This is a genomic window from Pseudomonas sp. PHC1 (assembly GCF_046487845.1).
Taxonomy (GTDB): domain Bacteria; phylum Pseudomonadota; class Gammaproteobacteria; order Pseudomonadales; family Pseudomonadaceae; genus Aquipseudomonas; species Aquipseudomonas sputi.
The window spans coordinates 104891-128825 of sequence record NZ_JBJXHJ010000012.1 but is presented as its reverse complement, the minus strand read 5'-3'; the positions used below and the strand labels follow the sequence as shown (position 1 = coordinate 128825).

Genomic DNA, 23935 nt, shown 5'->3' with positions numbered 1-23935 from the left:
CCTCTTTCTTCAGTGACGCGATCAGGCCTCACGCACCAGCAACACCCGCGTCACGCGACGCTCTTCGACCGCCATCACGGTCATGCCCCAGCCTTCATGCTCCAGTCGATCGCCCTTCATCGGCAGGCGATCCAGCAGGCTCATCACCAACCCGGCGAGGGTCTGGTAATCCTCGGTCGGCTCCGCGCGAAAACCGGTGTGCTCGCGGATGCGGGTCAGGTTCAACGCGCCGTTGACGATGAACCCGCCCTGCTCCTCGACCACATCGGGGCCGGCGATTTCGCTGGCGTCCGGCAGTTCACCGGCAATCGACTCGAGAATGTCGGTCATGGTCAACACACCGACAAAGTCACCGAACTCATTCACCACAAAGGCAATGTGGGTCGAAGCCGCACGCATTTGTTCCAGTGCGTTGAGGATCGAATAACTGTCCAGCAGATTGACGGTCTTGCGCGCCAGGTGTTCAAGATTCGGCTCGTTGCCGGCCAGATATTCCTTGAGCAATTCCTTCTTGTGCACGAAGCCCAGCGGCTCATCCACCGCGCCGTTACGAATCAGCGGCAAACGCGAGTAGGACGAATGCATCAATCGCGTGCGAATAGCCTCGGCGTCGTCGGCCAGATCAATGTGATCGACATCGGCGCGCACGGTCATCAGGGCGCGGATCGGGCGCTCGGCCAATTGCAGCACGCCGCTGATCATCACCCGCTCACGACGGTCGAACAGCTCCGCGCTCGGCGCCTCACCGCTGTCCAGCAAGTCGGAAATCTCCTCGCCGACTTCTTCCACCGCCAGTTTGCGCCCCCCCAACAGACGCATCACCGCATGGGCCGTGCGCTCGCGCATCGGGCGCAAGCCCTGCATCGAGCGTTTGCGACGAGCGCGGGCGATCTGGTTGAAGATCTCGATCAGGATCGAGAAACCAATCGCGGCATACAGATAACCTTTCGGAATGTGGAAGCCCAGGCCTTCGGCCGTCAGGGCAAAACCGATCATCATCAGGAAGCCCAGACACAGCATGATCACCGTCGGGTGGGCGTTGACGAAGCGCGTCAGCGGCTTGCTGGCAACGATCATGACACCGATGGACACAACCACCGCGATCATCATTACCGCCAATTCATCGACCATGCCCACAGCCGTAATCACCGCGTCCAGGGAGAACACCGCGTCGAGCACGACGATCTGCGCCACGATCGGCCAGAACAGGGCATAAGCCGTATTGGTCGAACGCTCGCCGATGTGGCCTTCCAGTCGCTCGTGCAACTCCATGGTTGCCTTGAACAACAGGAACACACCACCGAACAGCATGATCAGGTCACGGCCGGAGAAACTCTTGTCGAACACCTCGAACAACGGCTGCGTGAGGGTGACCAGCCAGGAAATACTCGCCAGCAGGCCAAGGCGCATGATCAACGCCAGGCTCAAGCCGATGATCCGCGCGCGGTCGCGCTGATGGGGCGGCAGTTTGTCCGCCAGGATCGCGATGAACACCAGGTTGTCGATACCCAGTACCAGTTCCAGCACAATCAGTGTCAACAAACCCAGCCATGCCGTGGGATCGGCTAACCATTCCATAATCTGTCTCTGTCTCTCTTCAGTGAATTCAGGCTGCCGGGCACGGCAAGGCTCGGCGCGAAAGCCCGAAGGCTGCGCCATCAACGATAGTCGGTAGTCGGAAGACCGGATGCTGCGAGTGCGTCAAGACCGCGCCGTGGCGCGAGGGGAACGGGGTTCTTTGAATAGAACTGGGAGGCTCCGAGAGGGTGTTCATGCAAATCCTGAATGAAAAAAGGCCTTGAAGCGTACAGGCTCAGATGACTTTTCCCACAGCTGGAAATCATTTCAAAATCTGTACGCCGCCAGCTTATCGCCGTCCCCGTCAGCATCGGCAACCAACGGATGTGTAAGGGCTAACGCCCGGCAAACCGCAGGCGAGACAACTGACGCAGGTCGTTCTCGACGTAGTAGTCGTTGGTCCAGCGGTCATCCGCCGCCAACGGCTGCACCTGTTTCAACGCGAGCTTCTTCGCGAAGTAGCGAAAACGGTAATGCTCGTAGAAACGCAACAGTTCCAGGCCATAGCGATCCGCCAGGTCGGTGTCGCCGCGAATGATCAGGTAGTTCTCGTCATTGCCGTTGCTGGCCGAGGCGCTGAGGTTATGGCTGCCGCTGATGATGGTCGGGCTGTCGCTGGTGAAGTCGGTAACCACCGCTTTGGTGTGTACCAGCAGGTTGCCTTTCTGCCCTTTCATGTTCTCCCGCAACCAGCCTTCCAGCCCGGTGTTGAGCAATGCGGTGGCGGCGAATTCGGCGGTTCGGTCGGCGTGAAACCCGGTGATACGGCTGGCGGTGTTTTGCAGGCCGTAACGCAGGATGTCGTCGTGGGGCTGGCCGAGCAACGCGTTGAGAATCGCGTCAGGCAAGGCGAATGCGGTAACGAACAGCAGGTCTTTTTTCGCCCCCTCGATGATATCGACGAACTCCCGCAGGTCCGCGCCGCCGGTGCGCGGCGAAAATCCGGCAAACAGGGGCTGCGCCGGATTCATCGCATTCTGTTGGGTGATCCAGTCGCGGGTGGCGCCGACGTCCGCCGGCTCGGCCCAGATCTGCTCGAAGGTTTTCAGATAACTCGCGCTGACCGCCGCATCGTCGAGCACATGCACCACGTTGGCCTGGCGGTACACGCCATTGGCGGTGAAGTTGGTACTGCCACACAGCACCGCTTGCGGCTGACGCTCGCCGCCTCCGTCGAGTCGGCTGAGGACGATGAACTTGTTATGGAAAATATTGTGGGTGACCCGACCGCGCTTGCTGGTCGCCGGCAGTTTCTCAAGGCTTGCTTCGTTGATTGCCGTGTCTTCGTCGTCGGGCCGGGCGTGATACAGCACGCGCACCTGAACACCTCGATCGAATGCCGCGTTCACCGTGTCGATGAGGGTTTGCAACTGGTATTCGTAGATCGCGATATCCAGCGCCCACTGACCGTCCACTGCACGTTCGATAAACCCTTGCAGGCGCCCGAGCAGACCGTTCTCCAGCCACTGACGCGCGGCATCGGGCCAGGCTTCGATGGGCAGTTTTTTGTTGGCGCTGATCTGCGCGTCGAGATCGGGGAATTTGCGCTGAAACGCCTGACTGGCAGCCACGGCGCGGTTGAAGATGACACTCTGATTGGCAGGATGCCCGTCGTCGGAGCGGATCGTCAGCGCCAGCGCTTCGCCCAGTTTCGGCGCATCCGGCGTGCCATACGCCAGGTGCACGCGGTAGTGAATCGTCATGCCCGGATTGACCGCGTAATCGGCCCAGCGAAATTTCTGCAACGGCGCCTTGTCGCTCGGCGTGGCGTGGAACTGCGCGAACGTATGGGCCTTGCCGGGAAAGGTCAGGCTGTTGAACAGGAACAGCCACGGTTTGTCGCCCTGCTGCTTCTCGATGGCAAACCCCAGCAGGCCTTTGCGCCGGGGTTCTGCGAGGTCCATGGCCAACAGCACGCCGTTGGTGCCGGCGTAGGCCTTGACGCGAAAATCGTCCTGCGGGTTGGCGACCAGTACGCGCATGATTCACTCCTTGTGATTGGGCCTCACTGCAGCATAGCCCTCAGAGCGACAACAACTCGTCGATATGCCGGTAATCCGCTTCCAGCGCTGTCGCCATTTGCCTCGCACGTCCCAGACGGATCGGTCCGCGCTCGATATCGATCAGCAGGCCCGGACACGCCAGCGCTGGCAGTTGCCCACAGTCTTTCAAGCGACCATCGGTGATCACCAGCAACCGTTGCTGTTCGGCGGGGAAACGCTTGCGCCGCACCGCCAGCCAATGCCCGGCTTCGGTCACCGCCGCCAACAGAGGCGTGCCGCCTCCGGCGCCCAATCCATCGAGCCACGCGCGCAACCCGCTGGAGGCCTTCAACCCTTGCACCTGCCATTTCGGCGCCGCGCCACTGGCGGTGAGCAACGCAAGGCGCGCGCGCTGCCGGTAAGCGTCATCGAACAATTGAGCGAGCACACCCTTGGCATCGCTCAGCGCCTGATGACGACGGGTCGAGGCCGAGGCATCGACGATCACCAGCCACAGTTCATGGGGCGTGCGGGTGCGCAGTTGAAACAGCAGATCCGCCCGGGTTTTCGGGCGGCCATTGAGCAAGGTTGCGGGCCAGTTCACCGAGCCACTGCGAGCCGCGTGACGCTTGCCCTGGCGGCCGTTATCGAGGCGTCCGGCGCGGGGTCTGGCATTCGCCCCCGCGTCGGATCGGGGGCGAATGCCTAAGGCTTTTTTGGCCAGACCGGGACTTCGCGGCGTGCGCCGGTGGCGAGGGCCGGCGCCGGCATTTCGCCCCACTGCCCCTGCCCTTCGCTCGGCTCGGCGTCAGTGCCGGACGGCGATTGCGCCGGTGGCTGTGCGGGGGATGAAGACTGTTCGCGGCGACGATGACGCAAGGCAAATTCAGCGACGGCATCGATGTCCTGCTCGGCGATGGTTTCGGCACCGCGCCACGCCGCATGCGCCCGCGCCGCACGCAGCCAGACCAGATCGGCGCGTAAACCGTCGACACCTGCCGCGAAGCAACGCTCGGTGATCTGCGCCAGCGCCGCGTCATCCAGCGGGATGCCCGGTAACACCTTGCGAGCGTGCTCGCAGCGCTCGCGCAGGGTTTGCTGCTCAGCCTCCCACTGTGCACAGAACGCCTGCGGATCGCTGTCGAAATCCAGCCGACGACGAATGATCTGACCACGTTCGGTCGGCGCCGTGTGACCGCCCAGTGCGACGTTCAAACCAAAGCGATCCAGCAATTGCGGACGCAACTCACCCTCTTCCGGGTTCATCGTGCCGATCAATACGAACTTCGCCGAATGCCGGTGAGAAATGCCGTCGCGCTCGATCAGGTTGGTACCGCTGGCGGCGACATCGAGCAGCAAGTCCACCAGATGATCCGGCAGCAGGTTCACTTCATCGACATACAACACGCCGCCGTCCGCCTTGGCCAGCACACCCGGAGAAAACTGCGCACGACCATCACTCAATGCCGCATCCAGATCCAGCGTGCCGACCAGCCGCTCTTCCGTCGCTCCCAACGGCAAGGTGACGAACTGACCGCTGGCCAACAGATCCGCCAGCCCCCGGGCGAGCGTGGACTTGGCCATGCCCCGCGGGCCTTCGATCAGCACGCCGCCGATCTTCGGATCGATGGCCGTCAGGTACAGCGCCAGTTTCAAATCATCGGCGCCAACCACGGCGGAGAGCGGGAAATGCGGGGTATCGGTCATGTTCAGTCTCAGCTCTCTTCTTCTATGTCCAGCAGCAGGTTTTCCAGCGCCTCTTTGTAAACGCCCGGTTCCTGCCACATTCCGCGCTGCTGCGCTTCGAGCATGCGTTCGGTCATGTCGCGCAGTGCGTGGGGATTGTGTTCGCGCACGAACTCGCGGGTGGCCGGATCCAGCAAATACGCGTCGGCCAGCAGCGCGTACTGGTGATCGTCGATCAGTTGCGTGGTGGCGTCGAAAGCAAACAGGTTATCGACCGTCGCCGCCAGTTCGAACGCGCCTTTATAGCCGTGACGCTTGACCCCGTCGATCCATTTCGGATTCGCCGCCCTTGAGCGAATCACCCGGTTCAGCTCTTCTTTCAGGGTGCGGATCTTGGGCAGGTCCGGCTGACTGTGATCGCCGTGATAACTGGCCGCTGCTTCGCCGCGCAGGCTTTCCACGGCAGCCAGCATGCCGCCCTGGAACTGGTAGTAATCGTTGGAATCGAGCAGGTCGTGCTCGCGGTTATCCTGGTTTTGCAGCACCGCCTGCACCTGGCTCAGGCGCTGGACGAATTGCTCGCGGGCGGCAGTGCCTTCGTCGGAGCCACCGTAAGCGTACGCGCCCCAGTTCAGGTAGACCTCGGCCAGATCCTCGCGGGTTTGCCACAGCCGACCATCGATGGCGCCCTGCACGCCCGCACCATAAGCGCCGGGTTTGGCGCCGAAGATCCGCCAGCCAGCCTGACGCCGGGCGGCGTCGTCATCCAGCCCCGACTGACGCAGCGCCTCACGTTCGGCCCGTACTTTGGCGGCCAGTGGATTGAGATCGTCCGGCTCGTCCAGCTCCGCCACGGCTTGTACGGCAGCGTCGAACAGGCGGATCAGGTTGGCGAACGCATCGCGGAAAAATCCGGAGACCCGCAGCGTGACATCGACCCGAGGGCGGTCGAGCAGGCTCAGCGGCAGAATCTCGAAATCATCGACCCGCTGACTGCCGGTGGCCCACACCGGGCGCACGCCCATCAGCGCCATGGCCTGGGCAATGTCATCGCCGCCGGTACGCATGGTCGCGGTGCCCCACACCGACAGGCCGAGCTGGCGCAGGTGATCGCCGTGATCTTGCAAATGTCGCTCGAGAATCAGGGTCGCGGACTGGAAACCGATCCGCCAAGCAGTGGTGGTCGGCAGATTGCGCACGTCCACCGAATAGAAATTGCGCCCGGTGGGCAGCACGTCCAGGCGACCGCGACTCGGTGCGCCACTCGGGCCGGCCGGGACGAAACGGCCGTTCAGGGCGTCGAGCAGGCCATGCATTTCGGCCGGGCCGCAGGCATCGAGGCGTGGGGCGATCACTTCGCGCAAGGCGCTGATGATCGCCTGCACATCTGACCAGCCTGCAGCGTCCAGTTGCACCACATCACCCGCCAGCGACTGCTCGATCAGATGCCCCGCGAACAGTTCCAGACGTTCGCGGGTATCCCCTGCCGTGCGCCAGGCTTCATCGCTCAGCGATTGCAGTTCCACCGGGCGCGGGCCGGTCCAGGGATCAGCCAGTGCACAATCCAGCGGATCGAATCCCAACTGAAACGCCTTGGCCAACGCCCGCAACAGACTCGACTGAGCCCCTTTGCCATCGCCGCGCGGAATCCGCAGCAGCGCCAGCAAGGTGTCGATGCGCAAACGCCCGGTCGGCGACTCGCCGAAAATGTGCAAACCATCGCGGATCTGCGATTCCTTCAGATCACACAGGTAGGTGTCCAGACGCGGCAGCCAGATCGCGGCATCGGCCTCGCTGTCGAGGGCTTCGTCAAGTTGCAGTTCGCGATCGATCTGCGTGTCACGCACCAGTTGCAAAATGTCGCGCTGCAACTCCCGGGCGCGGCGCGGATCAAGCAATTGCGCTTCGTAATACTCGTCGGCCAACAGCTCCAGATTGCGCAACGGACCGTAGGTTTCGGCGCGGGTCAGCGGCGGCATCAGGTGGTCGATGATCACCGCCTGGGTGCGACGCTTGGCCTGGGCGCCCTCGCCCGGGTCGTTGACGATAAACGGATAGATGTTCGGCAGCGGCCCGAGCAGTGCATCCGGCCAGCAGTTTTCCGACAGGCCCACGCCTTTGCCCGGCAGCCATTCGAGATTGCCGTGCTTGCCGACGTGGATCACACCGTGAGCGCCGTAGGTCTGGCGCAACCAGAAATAGAAGGCGAGGTACGCGTGCGGCGGCACCAGATCCGGGTCGTGATACACCGCACTCGGATCGACCTGATAACCCCGCGCCGGTTGAATGCCGACGAAGGTCAGGCCAAACCGCAGGCCGGCGATCATCATTCGCCCGTCACGGCACATCGGGTCGTTCTGCGGCGAACCCCAACGCTCCAGCACCGCAGCGCGATTGGCTTGCGGCAACGCGTTAAACATCGCCAGGTAATCGTTCATCGCCAGGCTCTGCTGGCACGGGCGCTGGTCGAGGGTGTCGAGGTCATTGCTGACGCCGCCGAGCAATTGCTGGATCAGTTCGGTGCCGCTGTCCGGCAGTTCGGCCGGTAGCGGATAACCTTCGGCCTGCAACGCCCGCAGGATATTCAGCGCGGCAGCCGGCGTGTCTAGGCCGACGCCATTGCCGATGCGTCCGTCCCGGGTCGGGTAGTTGGCAAGAATCAGTGCGATGCGCTTTTCAGCGTTCGGCACCCGCGCCAGACCGACCCAGCGGCGCGCCAGTTCGGCCACAAAATCCATTCGTTCAGGCTGGGCGCGATAACACACCACGTCGGACTGACTGCGCTCGCTGCGCCAGGCCAGATCCTTGAAGCTGATCGGCCGGCTGATGATCCGGCCGTCCAGCTCCGGCAAGGCAATGTGCATCGCCAGATCCCGCGGACCGAGGCCTTGCTCGCTTTCGCGCCAACCGGGCTCGTTGTCCTGGGCGCAGATCGCCTGGATCACCGGGATGTTGCGCCGGAACGGCCGCAGATGCGGCGCTTCCGGGCTGGATTGGGCGAAACCGGTGGTGTTCAGAATCACCGCGGCCTCGACCTCATCCAGCCAGTCCTCGACCACCGACAGGCAGCCGGGTTCTTTCAAACTGGCCACGGCAATTGGCAGCGGATTGAGTCCGGCCGCCTGAAGCCGTTGGCAGAACACGTCGATAAACGCCGTATTCGCCGCTTGCAAATGCGAGCGATAAAACAACACCGCCGCGACCGGTTGACCGGGCAGCCAGTCGGCTTGCCAGTCACCCAGTGCGGCGGTGTTTTTGTTCGGGTAGTAAATCGCCGTGCGCGGCAGCGTTTGCGGCTCGCCCCACACGTAATCCCGCGCCAGCCAGCGACTGGCCAGGCAGCGGAAGAAATCCAGCGCATTGCCCAGGCCGCCCTGACGCAGAAACTGCCAGAGCCGGTCGCGATCCTCGGCGTCCACGGTGCTCAGGTCGCTGAGCTCCGGGTCGGGACGGTCATCGCCCGGCACCAGAATCACCTGCACGCCACGTTCGGACAACTCGACCAGCCTCTCGACGCCATACCGCCAATAAGCGATGCCGCCGTGCAGCGAGATCAGAATGACCCTGGCGTGGCGCAGCACCTCATCGACATACAGGTCGACCGACGCATGGTTCTGCACCTGCATCGGGTTGGCCAGCCGCACGCTCGGGTAATCCTCGGGCAATTGCTGCGCGGCTTCGGCGAGCAAGGCAAGGCTGGAGTCGCCGCTGCACAGGATCACCAGCTCGGCGGGGGTCTGTCCAAGGTCGGCAATGTTGTCATCCGACACGAAACCGCCGGGCTGGGTCCTGAGCAGGTGCATGGCTTAAACGCTGAGCGCGGCGCGCAGTTGCGCTTCGAGCTGCGCGGCGTCCAGTGCCTGACCGATCAGCACCAGACGCGTCACCCGCGCCTCATCAGCGCCCCACTGACGGTCGAAGTGCTTGTCAAAACGCGTGCCCACGCCCTGAATCAGCAGCCGCATCGGCTTGTTCGGGATCGCCGCGAAACCTTTGACCCGCAGGATGCCGTGCTGAACGACCAGTTGCGTCAGTGCGTCGAGCAGCAGGCTCTCATCGGCTTGCGGCAGTTCGATGGAGATCGAATCAAAGGCGTCGTGATCGTGGTCATCGTGATCGTCATCGCCTTCACCGTGGTGGTGATCGTGATGGCTGTGACGGCTGTCGATGTGTTCTTCGGAACCGGCACCCAGCCCAATCAACACGTCCAACGGCAGGCGACCGTTGCTGGCTTCGACGATTTTTACCGCTGGCGGCAGCTCTTCAGCGACTTCCAGACGCACGCGAGCGAGGTCTTCCGCGCTGGTCTGGTCGGCCTTGTTGAGAATCACAAGATCGGCGCTGGCCAATTGGTCGGCGAACAGTTCGTGCAGCGGCGATTCGTGGTCCAGGTTCGGATCGAGTTTGCGCTGGGCGTCGACCTGATCCGGGAACGCAGCGAAGGTGCCAGCGGCCACGGCCGGGCTGTCGACTACGGTGATCACCGCGTCAACGGTGCAGGCGTTGCGGATTTCCGGCCACTGGAAGGCTTGCACCAAAGGTTTTGGCAGGGCCAGGCCCGAGGTTTCGATCAGGATGTGGTCAAGGTCGCCGCGACGGGCCACCAGTTCGCGCATCACCGGGAAGAACTCTTCCTGAACCGTGCAGCACAGACAACCGTTGGCCAGTTCGTAGACGCGGCCGGTGGCTTCTTCTTCGGTGCAGCCGATGGTGCACTGCTTGAGGATTTCACCGTCGATGCCCAGCTCGCCGAACTCGTTGACGATCACCGCGATGCGGCGGCCCTGGGCGTTGTCGAGCATGTGCCGCAGCAAGGTGGTTTTGCCCGAGCCGAGGAAGCCGGTGACGATGGTGACGGGGAGTTTGGCCAGTGTTTTCATCGGATGCCCTTTGGCAAGGTGGCGGGCATACGGGACGAGACCGGCAACGCGGGTGCGTGCCTGGAGAGTTCGCCACCGGATCACCCCGCCCGGTTGAAAGTGAGAATCTGTGACGAGGCAGGTCTCCTGGCTGACGATGTTCGGGCCTTGGCCCGGTATTCGCTGCGCCTTCCCGCTGGCTCTGGATGGAGTTGGCAGTGGCGTGGCAGCGAACAGCACCGTTCACAGTTGCGGGGGCAGCCGCGGCTTGGACCGCGTTCCCTTCTTAGCTTCGGCGTGGGCCGAAGAACCTCGAAAGCGCAAGGCTACGCATGCGCGCAAGGCGGGTCAACGTCTGCAGCAATGTCGTTATATGGACATCGTTCTTTAATATATTGATCGAAAACAGTTCTCAATTAAAAAATTAGTTGTAGGCAATCTCTTACATATCATCTAACCACCAAACTGCCCATCACGACGCTCGACCTCGGAATAGAGCGCTCGAACTCTCCAATTACATATCTTTACAAAAACCAAATTGATAAATTAAAACAAGATATGAAACATGAAGATTCAAAGGACGCTGCACTCTACAAGAAAGGAATTCTTGCATGCCTGATTACTATCAGCATTCAACGCTCTCTATTCCTGCCCATCTGACTTACGTGCCTGCAACATGAGCGCCGACAATGCATTGCGGCAATCTGATGGAACCGTACTGCAGGAACTGTCGCAACTACTGCGTCATTGCCACTACGCGCACAGTTACCAATATCCGGCGGTCCAGGTCGGGTTGTTGGGGCACGATGTGTGTCAGGCGTTCAACGCGACGTGGGAGCATTTGCACCCCGATGCCTACCTGAGCGCGGAGAACGGCATTCGCCAGCGGCGCATCTGCAAGTTCGAATACCGCCAACGGGAGCGCCAGTGGACGCCGCTGCAAGACTGCCATTTCTTTCAAGCCCAGGCCCACAACCCGCTGCTGGGTGGCGTCCAGCGCACCTACAGCCGCAGCGAGTCAACGTTTATCGAGTCTCCGGTCCTGCAAACCGTGCTCGCCGCCGACCTGGCGCTGATGGATCTGACGATCGGCCCGCGCGACTGGCTGGTGACCTGTCACCAGTTCCGTATCCTCTGCGATCGGCGTAATGCCGGTCACGCCACACCCGAGGGCCGCCATCGCGACGGACACGATTTTGTCTTTCAACATCTGATTCAACGCCAGTGCGTCAGCGGCGGTGAAAGTCGGATATTCAATGAAAGTGGCAACTGTGTATTCAAAGCAACTTTGACGGATTACATGGAAACAGCCGTATTGAATGACCGAATACTTCTGCACGAAGTTTCCCCACTGCAAACATCAAGCATTAATTCGAATCGCGGCAGCCGCGACATGTTGATAATCGATTTCGACCTGGCGGACTACTAATGAACTCTTTGACGCATGCACTTTCAGCCAACCCACCCGGCACACATGACTTTATTATTGAACAGTTCCAACAGGCCTGTGCTCGACGAGTTTCAACCTTGTCGTTGACCGCCAACGAAAACATATTGTCCGAGACCGCGCGCACGCTCGGACAGAACCGTTTTTACGAGCGTTATTTATTCAACGCACAAGCCATCGACGGTCAACGTTATGCCGCCCAATTCAATGGCATGCACGTTGAACACTTCCCGGAAGTCGAAGCCTTGAAGACGCTGGCGACCCAGGCTGTGCAGGCGATGTTCAACGCTCCATTCGTCGAGTATCGGGTGCTGTCCGGCGTGCACTGTACGCTGAGCGTGCTGACCGCGCTGACCGAGCCGGGCGATGCCATTCTGTCGCTGGCGCCGGAAAGCGGCGGGCATTTTGCGACCGGGCCGCTGGTGCAGAAAATCGGCAGGCGCAGCGCATTTTTCACGCTGACGGCGGACGGACAAATCGATCTCGAAGCTGTCGATCAGACACTTCAGGCACTCGGTACACCACCGGCAGCCGTGCTGCTCGATCACGGCCTGACCACTCGGGCAATCGCTATCGAGCCATTGCGTACGTTGCTGAACGGCCGTGGTCTGGAGCGGACACTGATTATTTACGATGCATCGCACACCCTGGGCCTGATCGCCGGACAGGCCTTTCCCAACCCGCTTGACGAAGGCGCGGACATTCTTCAAGGCAATACCCACAAATCCCTGGCGGGTCCGCACCGGGCACTGATCGTCTGCCGAAGCGCCGACCTGGCCTGGCGGATCGAACAGACGCTCAGCAGCGGCCTGGTCTCTTCGCCCAACCTGCCCGGCCTGCTGCAATTGTTCGTCAGCCTGGTGGAAACCCGGCACTACGGACAGGCCTATGCCCAGCGCATGTGCGCCAACACCCGCCAACTGCACGATGCCCTGAAAGGCTTGCCGGGCTGGACGCTACACCCCACCGACACGCACCTGCTCTTGCTTGAAGGGCCCCTGGCGCGGCAAGCGGCGCAAGAACTCAATGAACTGGGCATCCGGGTCAACAACAAACAAGTTCATGGCCGCGATTGCCTGCGCTTCGGCCTTCAGGAAATCACTCGCCTGGGGATCAGCAGCGAGGACCTGGATGCCTTGGCGCACATTATCCGCAATGTCTTGAGCGGCGGTGCGAACGGCGTGGACCGGATCCGTCTGTCGCACATTTGCCAGCGCCTGAACCGAATCCATTACAGCTTCGACCCGGAGGTTTGCCGATGAAAGCGAGCGCCTGCCTGATCATCGGCAACATCCGCGAAGGTGAATACGAAGGCCTGATTGCCGAGGGCATTACTCCGCTGTTGATCGCCGACAGCCGTAAAACCAGCAAGATCGCTGACGCGACAAGAATCTCGCCAGTGGCACAGTACGATTTCTCCAGAGGACTGACGGCGGATCTGATCGGATTGACGCAACGCCTGCTCGATGAACACGGGTTCACCAGCGTGCTGAATTTCCGCGAAGGCTATGTTGCTGTCACAGCCCGCCTGTGCGCGGCGCTGCCAGCACTGGCTCACTTGCACCGCAACGTGGAAAACACTCTGGACAAGGTGTTGCAGCGCCAACACTTCCAGCAGTCGGACAACCCTGACCTGCACGTGATGTCCCGCGAAGTACGAATCGACGACCTGCTGGCACACTCCGGTGAACTGCCCTACCCGTTCATTCTGAAACCCGCGAACCTCTACAGCAGCCTGTTCGTTCTCTGCATCCACACTCACCACGATCTGCTCGACTATGCCCGCCACGAATGGCCGGCGCTGCAGCGTTATGTGGCCGGAAAAAGCCGCGAAACCGAGCAGTTGTTGCTGGAAGAGTTCCTCCAGGGCTCCAACCACTCCATCGACTGCGCAATCGCTGCGGATGGCTCGATCCGCAGTTTTCCGATTGTCGACGTGATTGCCGGTGTCGATATCGGGCGGGGTGACTTCCACCATTTCGCCCGCTACACGCCATCGCTGCTGGAACCCGATGCCGACCTGAAAGAACGCTGCCACCGACTGGCCCATGACGCCGTCAAGGCACTGGGACTCAGAGGCACGTTCGCCCATGTCGAGTTCATTCTCACCGCCAGCGGGCCGAAGATCCTCGAAGTCGGCGCGCGCCCCGGCGGCAGCCGGATTCACGTGATTCGCCACGCCTGGGGGTTGCACCTGGATGTCTGCTACCACCGGACACTGTCCGCTGAAATGCAGCCTCTGCCCGGCCGAGCCCCCGTTGCGTTCGGCATCGCCACACCGTTCGCCCGCACCGACCGGTTCTATGACGGGCTGCACCACGCCGAGCGCATCGAGCGCCTGCCGGGATTCCAGCGTCGGTACGCCTACGTCAACCCGGGCGATGCCATCGGACCGGTGAGCAACGGTTTCCAGAACTACCTGTACCTCGAGTTCAAGCAACCCGATACCGCCAGCCTGCGCGAATCCTTGCTGGCCGTCGCCGACATCGATGTCTACGGCGAAGTCCCCGGCGCGACGGGGATCCGACACATTTTGCTCATCGGCGGTCGCGATTCGGGAATGGACTGGGATACACAACGGCAGTTTCGCTTTACCCTCGTCCAACAGCCGGGTGACTTGTCTGACTATCAGCGCAAGCATGCAACGCCGGTACTGACGCCGGACATCGCAGAACTGGACACTTACAGCGAAACCATCGAGCGACTGCACCGCCAGCACCCGTTCGATGCCGTGGTTTCGTTTTCGGAACTGGGCCTGTTGCCGGCGTCCCGGCTGGGCGAACAACTGGGCATCGCCCACAACAGCCTGGGCAGCGTCGAAGTCAGCCGCGACAAGCTGCTGTTTCGCCAGTTGTTGCAGGGCAGCCGCTACGAATTGCCGGCCGCCGCCGTCAACAGTCGCGAAGAGGTTCGTGCCTTCGTGCTCCGTCACGGCCCGGCCATTGTCAAACCCGTCAACGGCTCCGGCAGCCAGGGCGTCTACGCCATCGACCGGCCAGAGGATGTCGCGCAACTGCCACTTGAGGGCCGCAATCTGATCGAGGCCTTCGCCAGCGGCGAGGAATACAGTGTCGAATCCTTGAGCCTGGATGGCCGGCACCGAATTCTCGGCATCACCCGCAAACATACCAGCGGTGCGCCGGGGTATGTCGAAACCGGCCACGACTTTCCCGCCGGGCTCGAAGATGACAGCCGCGTGCAGATCGAAGAAGCCGTGCTGTGGCTGCTCGAACGCATGGGCAACCGCTGGGGCCCGGCTCACACCGAGATCAAGCTCGACGGTTCACGCCTGCACTTCATCGAGACCCAGACTCGCTTCGGCGGCGACCAGATCTGGGAAATGGTCTGGAAAACCACCGGCGTGCATCTGGCGGCCAGTACCATCGCCGCAATGACTGGCTCTGCACCGCCGGAAATCGAGAAGCCCTACGTGAAAATGGCGATTCGCTACGTTGAAGCGGACCACGCCACCGACCCGAAACCGCTGCAGACGCATCTGCTGCAACAGCCGTTTGCGCTGCGCGCGATCCTCAACCATGACAAGTTCGGCCGGCCCATCCGCCGCTCTGCAGATCGTCACGGCTACGTGCTGCTGGGCTGTCGCGATGCGGACGACCAGGCAGCCTTCAACGCTGCGATTTCCCACCCACGGTTCACTACCCAAGGACAGGCGCAATGACCACGAATGAAACGCTGTACCGTATCGATGGCCCGATCAGTCCGGATTTTCCGCTGATCTCCTTCTCCACCAATGTCTACGACAACCCGGCGGACATCCTCGGCTCGATCACCGATCTGGCCCGACATTTCAAGGCCGTGGAGTTCGAAATCGGCGAAGACGCCGAACAGGTCTTCTGGTCACTCAGCGCCGAGGAACGTGTCAATCTGGCCCGGCAGATCCGCCGTTTCACTGAGCAGAATGGCATCACCCTGACCGTGCATGCCGGCTGGTGGGGACGCCAGTACAACCTGTGCTCCCCGGATCTGGCCGAACGCGCCCAAGCCGTCGACTGCCTGAGCGCCGCCGTGGATTTTTCCCGTGAGGCGGGTGCCACCAGCGTCACCTTTCACCCCGGCTACAAGGATCAGCTGGAAAATGGCGAGTTGCTGGACAACCTGATCAACGCGATCAATCAGGTCAGCACACGCTGCAACACCGATGGCATTGCCCTGTGCCTGGAAAACATGGGCGGACAGCGGCCGAAGTTCCCGGTATTCACGGTCGAGGAACACCTGCGCTTCCACCAGGAAACCGGATGCTTCGTGACCATCGACGTGACGCACCTGTGTTCGCTGCTGCCGTATGGCGAAAGCCTGTTCGAAGCCATCGCCGGTCTGGCGCCGATCACTCGGCACCTGCACATTGCCGATCTCAACGATACGCACCACCAACATCTGCCGATCGGCGAAGGCAACCTGCGCCTGAGCGATGTGCTCAATCGCTTCGCGGTCAACGGCTATCGCGGGGTCGCGGTGGTGGAAGAGTTCATTCCGCGTTTCTCCACCGAGTACTACCTGGAGAAGGCCCTGGCCTACAAGGAGGGGGTCGAGGAACTGCTCGCCGGCACGCGGCAACGCACCCATGCCGGTTGATTCCGCACTGGCAAAACCGGCGTCGCACAACGAGATAGCGACCGGCATTCGCGATGCGCTGCCGTTCGTGTTCTCGCTGTTGCTGACCTTCACCCTGATCGGCATGCTCGGGCGTCGCCATGGCCTGGACTTGCCGGCCATGGTGGTGTTCAGCGGTACGGTGATGGCCTCGCCGTTGCAACTGACGCTGCTGGAAACGCCCGCGCATCTGCTGAACGCCTTTGGTGTGCTGGTCTCTGCACTGAGCATCAACCTGCGCTTTCTGGTTTTCACGCTGAGCCTCAAATCCAGCCTTGAAGGGCCGATCAAGGCGTTCGTTCCGGCGCTGGCGGTGATGGCCAATGCTGCATTCACGCTAATGTCGATCCGCAAGGAACAGCAACCGATCAGTCGTGCGTACGCCAACACCGTGTGTTTTTTGCTGTACGCCGCCGCCCTGCTCGGCACCATCGCCGGCTATTGCTTTGCGAGCCTGGCCGACAACGCCGTGATGGATCACGTCAGCGTGGTGATCGCCGTCTTCATCAGCGCCTCGCTTGGCAAGATGGCCCGCGAGCGTCACAGCTTCCACGCGCAATGGATCGCCGGCCTGGCCACCGCCGTCAGCTTGCTGTCGCTGGGCGAAGTGAGCCTGCTGCTGGTCCTGGCGGTCACAGTCCTGACGAGTTATGCCTATGACCGAACCTAGTACTTTCTGGCTGTATGTGCTGATCTGCGCGCTGGTGTCCGCGATTTGCCGGCTGCTGCCGCTGGCGGTCGATGTCGAGCGGCTGTCCGGCGGTGCCCGCAGCTTCATCGGTCGCCTCGGCAAGTACACGTCGGTGGCGATGCTGGTCAGCCTGCTGGCCGGGTCACTCCATCCGCTGACCAAGCAGCACGCAGCCGCCATGCAGTGGGTCGTGCCGGTCACGCTGGCCTGGCTGCTGAGCCTGACGCCAATCAAGTCCTACTATGCGTTTCTGATCGCCTTGGCGGTGTACGTGGCACTCGCGACGCTTTAGCCGTCGATTGACGCGAATCCCCCGCCCATGGTCTCCTACACAACTTGTTACGGGTGCCCTTCACAGGGTGAAACGGGAAACCGGTGAATCATGTGCTTTACTCTCAAGCCATGTCAGTCCGGTGCTGCCCCCGCAACGGTAAGCGAGCGAAGCGTCAGATCCACTGTGCCCACGGGCATGGGAAGGTGACGCTTGCAGGTTGGCCTGACGCCAACCCCTCGTGAGCCCGGAGACCGGCCCGCAACACACAGTGCGCATCCTTGCGCCACTGAACATAACAAACCCGCGGTGGGCGGGCGCTGTTCGAACCTCTGTGTGCCCGGCCGCAGGGGCTTTCATGCGCTCTATTCACCCGCTGACACTCCAGAGGGAAGCGCCATGTCGATCATCAGCAGCACCGGCAGCAATTCGGACAAGATCTCCAGCACCACCACCCTGAGCCAACGCCTGACCGCCGCCGTCTGCGCGTCGATCCTGGGCGCCTGCCTGGTGTATTTCGCCGGTTTTTCGCACATCGAAGCGGTACACAACGCCGCTCACGATACCCGCCACAGCGCCGCGTTCCCGTGCCACTGAGACCTGACGACATGATCAAGCGTATTGCGCAGACCGCAGGTTTCACGGGCCTTCTGGCCGCCCTGCTTCTGACATTGCTGCAAAGCTTCTGGGTATCGCCGCTGATTCTTCAGGCAGAAACCTACGAAAAGGCCGAACCGGTTGCCGAAGCTCACGAACACGCCGCCGGCACCGCCGCCCACACTCACGATGCCGAGGCCTGGGAGCCGGAAGACGGCTGGCAGCGCGTGGTGTCCACCACTGGCGGCAATCTGGTGGTTGCCGTGGGTTTTGCCCTGATGCTGGCCGGCCTGTACACCCTGCGTGCACCGACCAAAACGTCACAAGGCCTGCTCTGGGGCTTGGCCGGTTACGCAACCTTCGTGCTCGCGCCGACGATGGGCCTGCCGCCTGAGCTGCCGGGGACTGCCGCCGCGGATCTGGCCTCGCGTCAAATGTGGTGGATCGGCACTGCCGCCTCCACCGCTGTCGGCCTGGCCTTGATCGCATTCAGCCGCCACTGGCTGATGAAGATCCTCGGCGTGGCAATCCTTGCCGTGCCGCACGTGATCGGCGCGCCGCAACCGCAAGTGCATTCGATGCTCGCTCCGGAGGCCCTTGAAGCTCAGTTCAAAATCGCTTCGCAGCTGACCAACGTCGCGTTCTGGCTGGCCCTGGGTCTGATCAGCGCCTGGTTGTTCCGCCGCAAAAGCGAAGGTCAGTACCCCGCATGACCGATGACAGCGCAGTGCCGACTTTCGTGGTCGGCCTGGGCTGCCAGCGCGGCTGCCCCGCCAGCACGCTGCGCGCATTGCTTGACCAGGCGTTGCAGGCGCACCGGATTGATCTTGAAAAGATCAAGGCGCTGGCCAGCATCGACCTCAAACGCGATGAACCCGGTTTGCAGGAACTCGCCGCCCAACTGGCACTGCCGTTGCTGTATTTCAGCAGTGAAGAACTGGCCAGTTATCAGCAACGCTTGAGTCACCACTCACAGATCGCCTTCGAACGCACCGGCTGCTACGGCGTGGCGGAAAGTGCCGCGCTGGCGCTCGCCGAACAGTTGATCAGCGGCCCGGCAAAACTGCTGATATCCCGGCAAAAATACGCCCAGGCAACTCTGGCATTGGCCGGCGCGGCGTAAATTCCCGATAATTCGCGCTTTCGATCATGAGCATTCTTCATCTGAAGAGTCGGTGAAGCACCGCCCTGCCCCTTTTCTACAGGATCCAACGATGACCGTTTACTTCATCGGCGCCGGCCCCGGCGACCCGGAATTGATCACTGTCAAAGGCCAGCGGCTGATCCGCAGTTGCCCGGTGATCATCTACGCAGGTTCGCTGGTGCCGACGGCAGTGCTGGAAGGTCATTGCGCTGAAACCGTGGTCAACAGCGCCGAGCTGCACCTGGAACAGATCATCGACCTGATCAAGACCGCCCACGCCAAGGGCCAGGATGTGGCGCGGGTGCATTCCGGCGATCCAAGCCTGTACGGCGCCATTGGCGAGCAGATTCGTTATCTGCGCGAGCTGGATATCCCGCTCGAGATCATTCCCGGCGTGACCGCCACCGCCGCGTGCGCCGCGCTGTTGGGCGCTGAACTGACGCTGCCGGACATCTCGCAGAGCGTGATTCTGACCCGTTATGCGGACAAGACCGCGATGCCTGCCGGCGAGGAACTGGGCAGTCTGGCGCAGCATGGGGCGACCATGGCGATTCATCTGGGGGTCAATCATCTGGAGAAGATCCTCGCCGAGCTGCTGCCGCATTACGGCGCAGATTGCCCGATCGCGGTGATTCACCGGGCGACGTGGCCGGATCAGGACTGGGCGGTCGGGACGCTGGAGGATATTGCCGAGAAGGTGGCGGCGAAGGGGTTTCGGCGTACGGCGTTGATTCTGGTTGGCCGGGTATTGGGCAGCGATCATTTCAGTGAGTCGTCGCTGTATCGCGCGGGGCATGCGCACCTTTACCGCCCATGACGGGCTTGCCCGCGAAGGCGTCATTGAATTTCACGCACAAAAAACGGCGCTCACGGGGCGCCGTTTTTCATGCCGCAGCGAACACCTTAGTAGTAGGCGTTTTCTTTCTGTGTGTGGTCGGTCACGTCGCGAACGCCCTTGAGCTCCGGAATACGCTCAAGCAAGGTGCGCTCGATGCCTTCCTTCAACGTCACGTCCGCCTGGCCGCAGCCCTGGCAACCGCCGCCGAACTGCAGCACGGCAATGCCGTCTTCAACCACATCGATCAGGCTGACCTGACCGCCGTGGCTGGCCAGCCCCGGGTTGATTTCGGTTTGCAGGTAATAGTTGATGCGCTCGTTGATCGGGCTGTCGGCGTTGACCATCGGGACTTTGGCGTTCGGCGCCTTGATGGTCAACTGGCCGCCCATGCGGTCGGTGGCGTAGTCGACGACGGCATCTTCGAGAAACGCCTCGCTGAACGAGTCGATATGAACGGTGAAGCTTTTCAGCCCCAGCGCCGTGTCTTCAGGTTTCTCTTCGCCCGGCTTGCAGTAGGCGATGCAGGTTTCGGCGTACTGGGTGCCAGGCTGGGTGATGAAAACGCGGATGCCGATGCCCGGGGTGTTCTGCTTGGAGAGCAGATCGGCCAGGTAATCGTGGGCGGCGTCGGTAATGGTAATAGCGGTCATGGAGACTCCTCGCAGGCTTGGGGCGGAGTTTACGCCAATCGGCGCGCGGCACAAAGTCCTAGTATTTACGTAGGAATAGTTCGCAAATCGGCTAAGCGCCAGGTTCGCCGTCAATCCGTGCCTTAAGCCACTGATAACTGCGTTTTTCGACCCATTCGTAGCTCAGCCACGAACCGATACCAATGGCCAGCACACAGATAACAAACATCAAATACGGGTTGATCCCATAACGGCGGGCCAGATAACCACCCGCCGACAACACCAGCACGTGCATCAGATACACCGAGTACGAACAGTCGCCCAGCAGCTTGAGCAGCCTGTTGCGCTCGACGTAGCGCTCCAGCGCCATGCTGGCCATGACCAGCACCGCACTGGGCACGCCCCAATTCAGCAACCGGGGCTGCGGCGCCAGGTGATAGATCGCCATTAGCGCCGCAGCGATTCCCAGCAATGGCAGCCAGAGCGCCGGTCCAATCCAGCCGCGGCGATAGAGCATGCCGATACCGATCCCCAGCAGGAACTCATAAACGATGTCCGAGCGATAAAACTCGCTGACCCAGCCAAATCCGGTCCAGGCCTGACACACCGCAAACAGCAGCGCCGCGACCACCAGCAAGCGCACCTGCAGCCGGAACAACAGCGCCCAGGCGAATAACACGTAGAACAGCATTTCGTAATTCAGGGTCCAGCCGACATTCAGGGTCGGATAGATCCCGTAACCACCGGGGTTCTCGGTCGGAATAAACAGCAACGACAGGAGCAGATGCCCCCAGTCCACCGCCTGGTCTGGCAGCAGCGGCCGGGCGAACACCACCAGCAACGCCATCAGCACGGTATAGAGCCAATACGCCGGAACGATCCGACACAGTCGATACAGCAGAAACCGCGCCGGCGGCAGCGCCTTGCCTTCGGTGGACAGGAAAATCACCAGCCCGCTGATCACGAAAAAGATATCGACGCCCACGGCGCCCCTGTCGATGAACAGCTGCCCTATCGGCCCCCGCGCTTCGAAGTCGAAGAAAATCTGCATGAAGTGATGGCAGACCACCGCCCACGCAGCGAGCGCTCGCAGGGCCTGCACTGAAATCAACATCGATGGCGCTCCCGTCCAGCATTTAGGGAGCACCACCGTTCCCACAACGGATTACGGTGCCCCTAAGGGTTCGGACAGCAGGCCGATCTCGAAAGATCAAAGATTCTCGTACCGGTTCATATCCAGCACGCCCTCTTCCACCGGATCGGTTTCGTGGATGTACTGACTCAAGTCGTGGAAATAGAACCAGAACTGCGGATGGCTGCGACGAATACCCCAGCGTTCGACGATTTTCTCGAACTGCGCCGCGTCCTTTGCGCCTTCCATGGCATCGACAAATGCCGGCACCTGATCCGCCGGGATGTTGAACATGAAATTCGGGTAGCTGCTGAGTACGCCCGGATAGATCGTCAGCGTGTCCAGCCCCGGTTGATAGCGCAGGGATTCACCGAGCAGGAACGCCACGTTGCTGTGGGCGCGGTTGCGCAGCAGGCTGTAGACCTCGCGTTTACCGCTGCGGGTTTCGACCCGAAGCATGGTGGCTTCCGGCAATTGATCGATCACTTTCAGGCCCGCCGCCGGGCGCGAAGTCAGGCGGCTCAGCGCCTGTTCGGCGTTTTGCAGCGCCGGGTCGATGTTCGGGCGCGAGCAATAGGCGTCTTCGCAGCGGTTGATCGGATCCGGGCGCGCGTTGAGCTCACCGTAACGCGCCAGCAACTGCAGCGCGAAATCCCGTTTCGGGTCTTTCTCGTCGAGTTTCAGTGCGCTCGGCTTGTCATCGTCGATGGCTTCGTAATCGAGCCACATCTTGAACTGGCCGCTGCTCTGGTACCAATCGTCGAGGTAGCCTTCACGGGAATCGGCAGGCATCAGGCGCAGGAAATTCTGTTCGGCACCGTTGCGGATCAGGTCGAAATACAAGCGTGTTTGCGCCTGATGGGAGACGTTGCCGAACACATCGAAATTCACCGCCAACTGGTAATAGGTGCGCTCCAGCAGCGGATAGTCAAACAGCCACATCGTCTGCGGCACCTCGCCGATCAGGCCTTTGGTCACCGAAGCACTGTCGAAGTGACGGAAGATGCTGAGCAAGGCGTTGTCGTTGCCGGCCCACAGGGTCGACCAGCTCGGCGCCGGCAGGTCGGCGTAGCTGTCACGGCGCAGCGCCTCGTATTGGTTGCGCTTGTTGCGGTAGTTGTGCCACAGGCTAAGGACGCTGCCGACGTCGTCGTTCTGCCCCGGCATGGCCAGCAACGGCGTGGCCTGGCCGCGATAGTTAGGGTCGGTGATGTACAGGTCGTGTTCGGGGGCCTGGAACAACGCCCAGAAGTTGTCGCGGATCACATCAGTCGCGATCTGCCCACGGCACACCGGGCCACGAATGAACGTGCGTACGAAGTATTCGGCGTTATCGAGCATGAACTGATAACGCGCCTGTGCCGGGATCGCTTCGAAGGTCGCGAACGGGTTGGCCCGGCTCTGCGGCCCGTAGCCCGGCAAGGCGTTGACCTGCCAGTTACCGTTATAGAACAGGCTCTTGACCCGCGCCATTTTCGCCGCGCTCAGCGGATAGGTGATGTGGGTCTTGTGCACGATCACGCCCTGCACCGGCCACAGGCGGTAATACACCTGAGTGCCCGGATCGTCGTTCGGACGACGCGTGGCGATCAGATCGATCGGCTGACCGGTCGGCGTGCGCGAACGCACCCACTGGAAGTAATGCCCCGGCTCGCCGTCCTTGAAATAGATGTGCGCCAAAAACCAGTGTTCGAACAACCAGCGCCCGACCAGACTTTCCCGCGCGCCAGGCTGGTTGAGCAGGTTTTCCCACTGGACGATCTGCATCGCCTCCTTGGCGCTTGGCGCCAGGCCTTGTTCGTCGATAGGCGCGCCGGATGCCAGCCAGCGCTGCAGCGTCTGATATTGCTGATCGGTCAGCCCGGTCACCGCCAGCGGCATGCCCTCTTTCGGATGGGCGCCGGCATAGCCGTCGAATTCGGCGGGCATCGCGCACAGGTTCTCGCGGTTGAGGCCCAGCACGATGTCTTCCGGCAGCTTGGCGTTAGGTGTCAGTGGCGTTTTGTGCCCCAGCTCCAGCATGCGCGCCATCAGCGCCGCCTGACTGCCCTGCGCGTCAAGCACCGAATAGAAGTCTTTCTGCTGCCAGGCACGTTTGCCGAAGGCGTCATAGAACAGTCGCGTGGTCGGCGCCGCCTGGGTGCGCTCGCCATCGTAGACCGGCATCTTGCTCGCGCCCCGCGCTGCGCCTTCACCGCTGCCCAGATTGAGCTGACAGGCAGAGTCGTAACACGCATGGCAGGCCACGCACTTCTCGGTGAAGATCGGTTGAATATCACGGGTATAAGAAATCGCGGGTTGCTGCGCAGCGGCGCCCCAGCTTAAGAACAGCAAAAAAATGCTGATGACGCGGTACGACATGTCCCTGACCCTGATCCTGAAGAAAAACGCCGCGATTCTACCGTTATGACGCCCGTACCAACATGAGCGATATTCATGCAAAAGTGCCACATGCTCTAAAACCGCACAG

General features: G+C 61.6%; 19 protein-coding genes and 2 riboswitches. Of the genes, 10 read left to right on the top strand and 9 right to left on the bottom strand.

The window, feature by feature from the left end:
* Positions 1–21: 21 nt before the first annotated feature.
* The 6 genes from ACKJSM_RS17020 to cobW form a co-directional block, all read right to left on the bottom strand.
* Positions 22–1578 (bottom strand): TerC family protein, encoded by a 1557-nt coding sequence (locus ACKJSM_RS17020; protein ID WP_339487655.1) that lies wholly within the window; start codon positions 1576–1578, stop codon positions 22–24.
* 335 nt (positions 1579–1913) lie between these two features.
* Positions 1914–3560 carry a phospholipase D-like domain-containing protein gene (locus tag ACKJSM_RS17015; protein WP_410238346.1) on the bottom strand — a complete coding sequence of 549 codons (1647 nt, stop codon included), beginning with the start codon at positions 3558–3560 and terminating at the stop codon, positions 1914–1916.
* Positions 3561–3600: 40 nt separating this feature from the next.
* Positions 3601–4341 carry a vWA domain-containing protein gene (locus ACKJSM_RS17010; protein ID WP_373874298.1) on the bottom strand — a complete coding sequence of 247 codons (741 nt, stop codon included), beginning with the start codon at positions 4339–4341 and terminating at the stop codon, positions 3601–3603.
* Positions 4266–5267 carry an ATP-binding protein gene (locus tag ACKJSM_RS17005; protein WP_410238345.1) on the bottom strand — a complete coding sequence of 334 codons (1002 nt, stop codon included), beginning with the start codon at positions 5265–5267 and terminating at the stop codon, positions 4266–4268. The genes ACKJSM_RS17010 and ACKJSM_RS17005 overlap by 76 nt, the downstream gene beginning before the upstream one ends.
* Before the next feature lie 8 nt (positions 5268–5275).
* A complete protein-coding gene (gene cobN / locus ACKJSM_RS17000; RefSeq protein ID WP_410238344.1) occupies positions 5276–9049 on the bottom strand; it encodes a cobaltochelatase subunit CobN in 3774 nt (1257 codons plus the stop codon).
* Between the two features lie 3 nt (positions 9050–9052).
* Entirely contained in the window at positions 9053–10126 is a 1074-nt protein-coding gene (cobW, locus tag ACKJSM_RS16995) for a cobalamin biosynthesis protein CobW (RefSeq protein WP_339487663.1), read from the bottom strand.
* A gap of 98 nt (positions 10127–10224) precedes the next feature.
* Positions 10225–10435, bottom strand: a riboswitch (cobalamin riboswitch).
* A 346-nt stretch (positions 10436–10781) separates the two neighbouring features.
* Between cobW and ACKJSM_RS16990 the strand changes: the two genes are divergently transcribed.
* The 10 genes from ACKJSM_RS16990 (at position 10782) to cobM (ending at position 19683) form a co-directional block, all read left to right on the top strand.
* Positions 10782–11534, top strand: a complete 753-nt coding sequence (locus tag ACKJSM_RS16990; RefSeq protein WP_410238343.1) for a 2OG-Fe dioxygenase family protein — start codon at positions 10782–10784, stop codon at positions 11532–11534.
* Positions 11534–12814 (top strand): hypothetical protein, encoded by a 1281-nt coding sequence (locus ACKJSM_RS16985; RefSeq protein WP_410238342.1) that lies wholly within the window; start codon positions 11534–11536, stop codon positions 12812–12814. The genes ACKJSM_RS16990 and ACKJSM_RS16985 overlap by 1 nt, the downstream gene beginning before the upstream one ends.
* Positions 12811–15231 (top strand): acetyl-CoA carboxylase biotin carboxylase subunit family protein, encoded by a 2421-nt coding sequence (locus ACKJSM_RS16980; RefSeq protein WP_410238341.1) that lies wholly within the window; start codon positions 12811–12813, stop codon positions 15229–15231. Before ACKJSM_RS16985 ends, ACKJSM_RS16980 begins: the two co-directional genes overlap by 4 nt.
* Positions 15228–16145, top strand: coding sequence for a sugar phosphate isomerase/epimerase family protein (locus tag ACKJSM_RS16975; protein ID WP_236179032.1), 918 nt, complete (start codon positions 15228–15230; stop codon positions 16143–16145). Before ACKJSM_RS16980 ends, ACKJSM_RS16975 begins: the two co-directional genes overlap by 4 nt.
* Positions 16135–16833, top strand: coding sequence for an AzlC family ABC transporter permease (locus ACKJSM_RS16970; protein ID WP_236179031.1), 699 nt, complete (start codon positions 16135–16137; stop codon positions 16831–16833). Before ACKJSM_RS16975 ends, ACKJSM_RS16970 begins: the two co-directional genes overlap by 11 nt.
* Entirely contained in the window at positions 16820–17146 is a 327-nt protein-coding gene (locus tag ACKJSM_RS16965; protein WP_410238340.1) for a hypothetical protein, read from the top strand. The genes ACKJSM_RS16970 and ACKJSM_RS16965 overlap by 14 nt, the downstream gene beginning before the upstream one ends.
* Positions 17147–17180: 34 nt before the next feature.
* A riboswitch (cobalamin riboswitch) is annotated at positions 17181–17403 on the top strand.
* A 121-nt stretch (positions 17404–17524) separates the two neighbouring features.
* Positions 17525–17722 carry a CbtB domain-containing protein gene (locus ACKJSM_RS16960; protein ID WP_007959524.1) on the top strand — a complete coding sequence of 66 codons (198 nt, stop codon included), beginning with the start codon at positions 17525–17527 and terminating at the stop codon, positions 17720–17722.
* An 11-nt stretch (positions 17723–17733) separates the two neighbouring features.
* Positions 17734–18435 (top strand): CbtA family protein, encoded by a 702-nt coding sequence (locus ACKJSM_RS16955; RefSeq protein WP_236179029.1) that lies wholly within the window; start codon positions 17734–17736, stop codon positions 18433–18435.
* Entirely contained in the window at positions 18432–18845 is a 414-nt protein-coding gene (locus ACKJSM_RS16950) for a cobalamin biosynthesis protein (RefSeq protein WP_236179028.1), read from the top strand. Before ACKJSM_RS16955 ends, ACKJSM_RS16950 begins: the two co-directional genes overlap by 4 nt.
* Before the next feature lie 91 nt (positions 18846–18936).
* On the top strand, positions 18937–19683 hold the full coding sequence (gene cobM / locus ACKJSM_RS16945) for a precorrin-4 C(11)-methyltransferase (protein ID WP_410238339.1): 747 nt from the start codon (positions 18937–18939) through the stop codon (positions 19681–19683).
* Positions 19684–19769: 86 nt separating this feature from the next.
* On the opposite strand, the gene nfuA is transcribed toward cobM, so the two are convergent.
* The 3 genes from nfuA to ACKJSM_RS16930 form a co-directional block, all read right to left on the bottom strand.
* Entirely contained in the window at positions 19770–20354 is a 585-nt protein-coding gene (nfuA, locus tag ACKJSM_RS16940; RefSeq protein WP_410238338.1) for a Fe-S biogenesis protein NfuA, read from the bottom strand.
* 91 nt (positions 20355–20445) lie between these two features.
* Complete coding sequence (locus tag ACKJSM_RS16935) at positions 20446–21447, bottom strand: acyltransferase family protein (protein ID WP_410238337.1); 1002 nt, start codon at positions 21445–21447, stop codon at positions 20446–20448.
* Positions 21448–21543: 96 nt separating this feature from the next.
* Complete coding sequence (locus ACKJSM_RS16930) at positions 21544–23826, bottom strand: fatty acid cis/trans isomerase (RefSeq protein WP_410238336.1); 2283 nt, start codon at positions 23824–23826, stop codon at positions 21544–21546.
* Positions 23827–23935: the final 109 nt, after the last annotated feature.

Coding starts and splice junctions, on each gene's coding strand:
- ACKJSM_RS17020 (WP_339487655.1), bottom strand. CDS start 1,578: ATGGAATGGTTAGCCGATCCCACGGCATGGCTGGGTTTGTTGACACTG.
- ACKJSM_RS17015 (WP_410238346.1), bottom strand. CDS start 3,560: ATGCGCGTACTGGTCGCCAACCCGCAGGACGATTTTCGCGTCAAGGCC.
- ACKJSM_RS17005 (WP_410238345.1), bottom strand. CDS start 5,267: ATGACCGATACCCCGCATTTCCCGCTCTCCGCCGTGGTTGGCGCCGAT.
- cobN (WP_410238344.1), bottom strand. CDS start 9,049: ATGCACCTGCTCAGGACCCAGCCCGGCGGTTTCGTGTCGGATGACAAC.
- cobW (WP_339487663.1), bottom strand. CDS start 10,126: ATGAAAACACTGGCCAAACTCCCCGTCACCATCGTCACCGGCTTCCTC.
- ACKJSM_RS16990 (WP_410238343.1), top strand. CDS start 10,782: ATGAGCGCCGACAATGCATTGCGGCAATCTGATGGAACCGTACTGCAG.
- ACKJSM_RS16985 (WP_410238342.1), top strand. CDS start 11,534: ATGAACTCTTTGACGCATGCACTTTCAGCCAACCCACCCGGCACACAT.
- ACKJSM_RS16980 (WP_410238341.1), top strand. CDS start 12,811: ATGAAAGCGAGCGCCTGCCTGATCATCGGCAACATCCGCGAAGGTGAA.
- ACKJSM_RS16975 (WP_236179032.1), top strand. CDS start 15,228: ATGACCACGAATGAAACGCTGTACCGTATCGATGGCCCGATCAGTCCG.
- ACKJSM_RS16970 (WP_236179031.1), top strand. CDS start 16,135: ATGCCGGTTGATTCCGCACTGGCAAAACCGGCGTCGCACAACGAGATA.
- ACKJSM_RS16965 (WP_410238340.1), top strand. CDS start 16,820: ATGACCGAACCTAGTACTTTCTGGCTGTATGTGCTGATCTGCGCGCTG.
- ACKJSM_RS16960 (WP_007959524.1), top strand. CDS start 17,525: ATGTCGATCATCAGCAGCACCGGCAGCAATTCGGACAAGATCTCCAGC.
- ACKJSM_RS16955 (WP_236179029.1), top strand. CDS start 17,734: ATGATCAAGCGTATTGCGCAGACCGCAGGTTTCACGGGCCTTCTGGCC.
- ACKJSM_RS16950 (WP_236179028.1), top strand. CDS start 18,432: ATGACCGATGACAGCGCAGTGCCGACTTTCGTGGTCGGCCTGGGCTGC.
- cobM (WP_410238339.1), top strand. CDS start 18,937: ATGACCGTTTACTTCATCGGCGCCGGCCCCGGCGACCCGGAATTGATC.
- nfuA (WP_410238338.1), bottom strand. CDS start 20,354: ATGACCGCTATTACCATTACCGACGCCGCCCACGATTACCTGGCCGAT.
- ACKJSM_RS16935 (WP_410238337.1), bottom strand. CDS start 21,447: ATGTTGATTTCAGTGCAGGCCCTGCGAGCGCTCGCTGCGTGGGCGGTG.
- ACKJSM_RS16930 (WP_410238336.1), bottom strand. CDS start 23,826: ATGTCGTACCGCGTCATCAGCATTTTTTTGCTGTTCTTAAGCTGGGGC.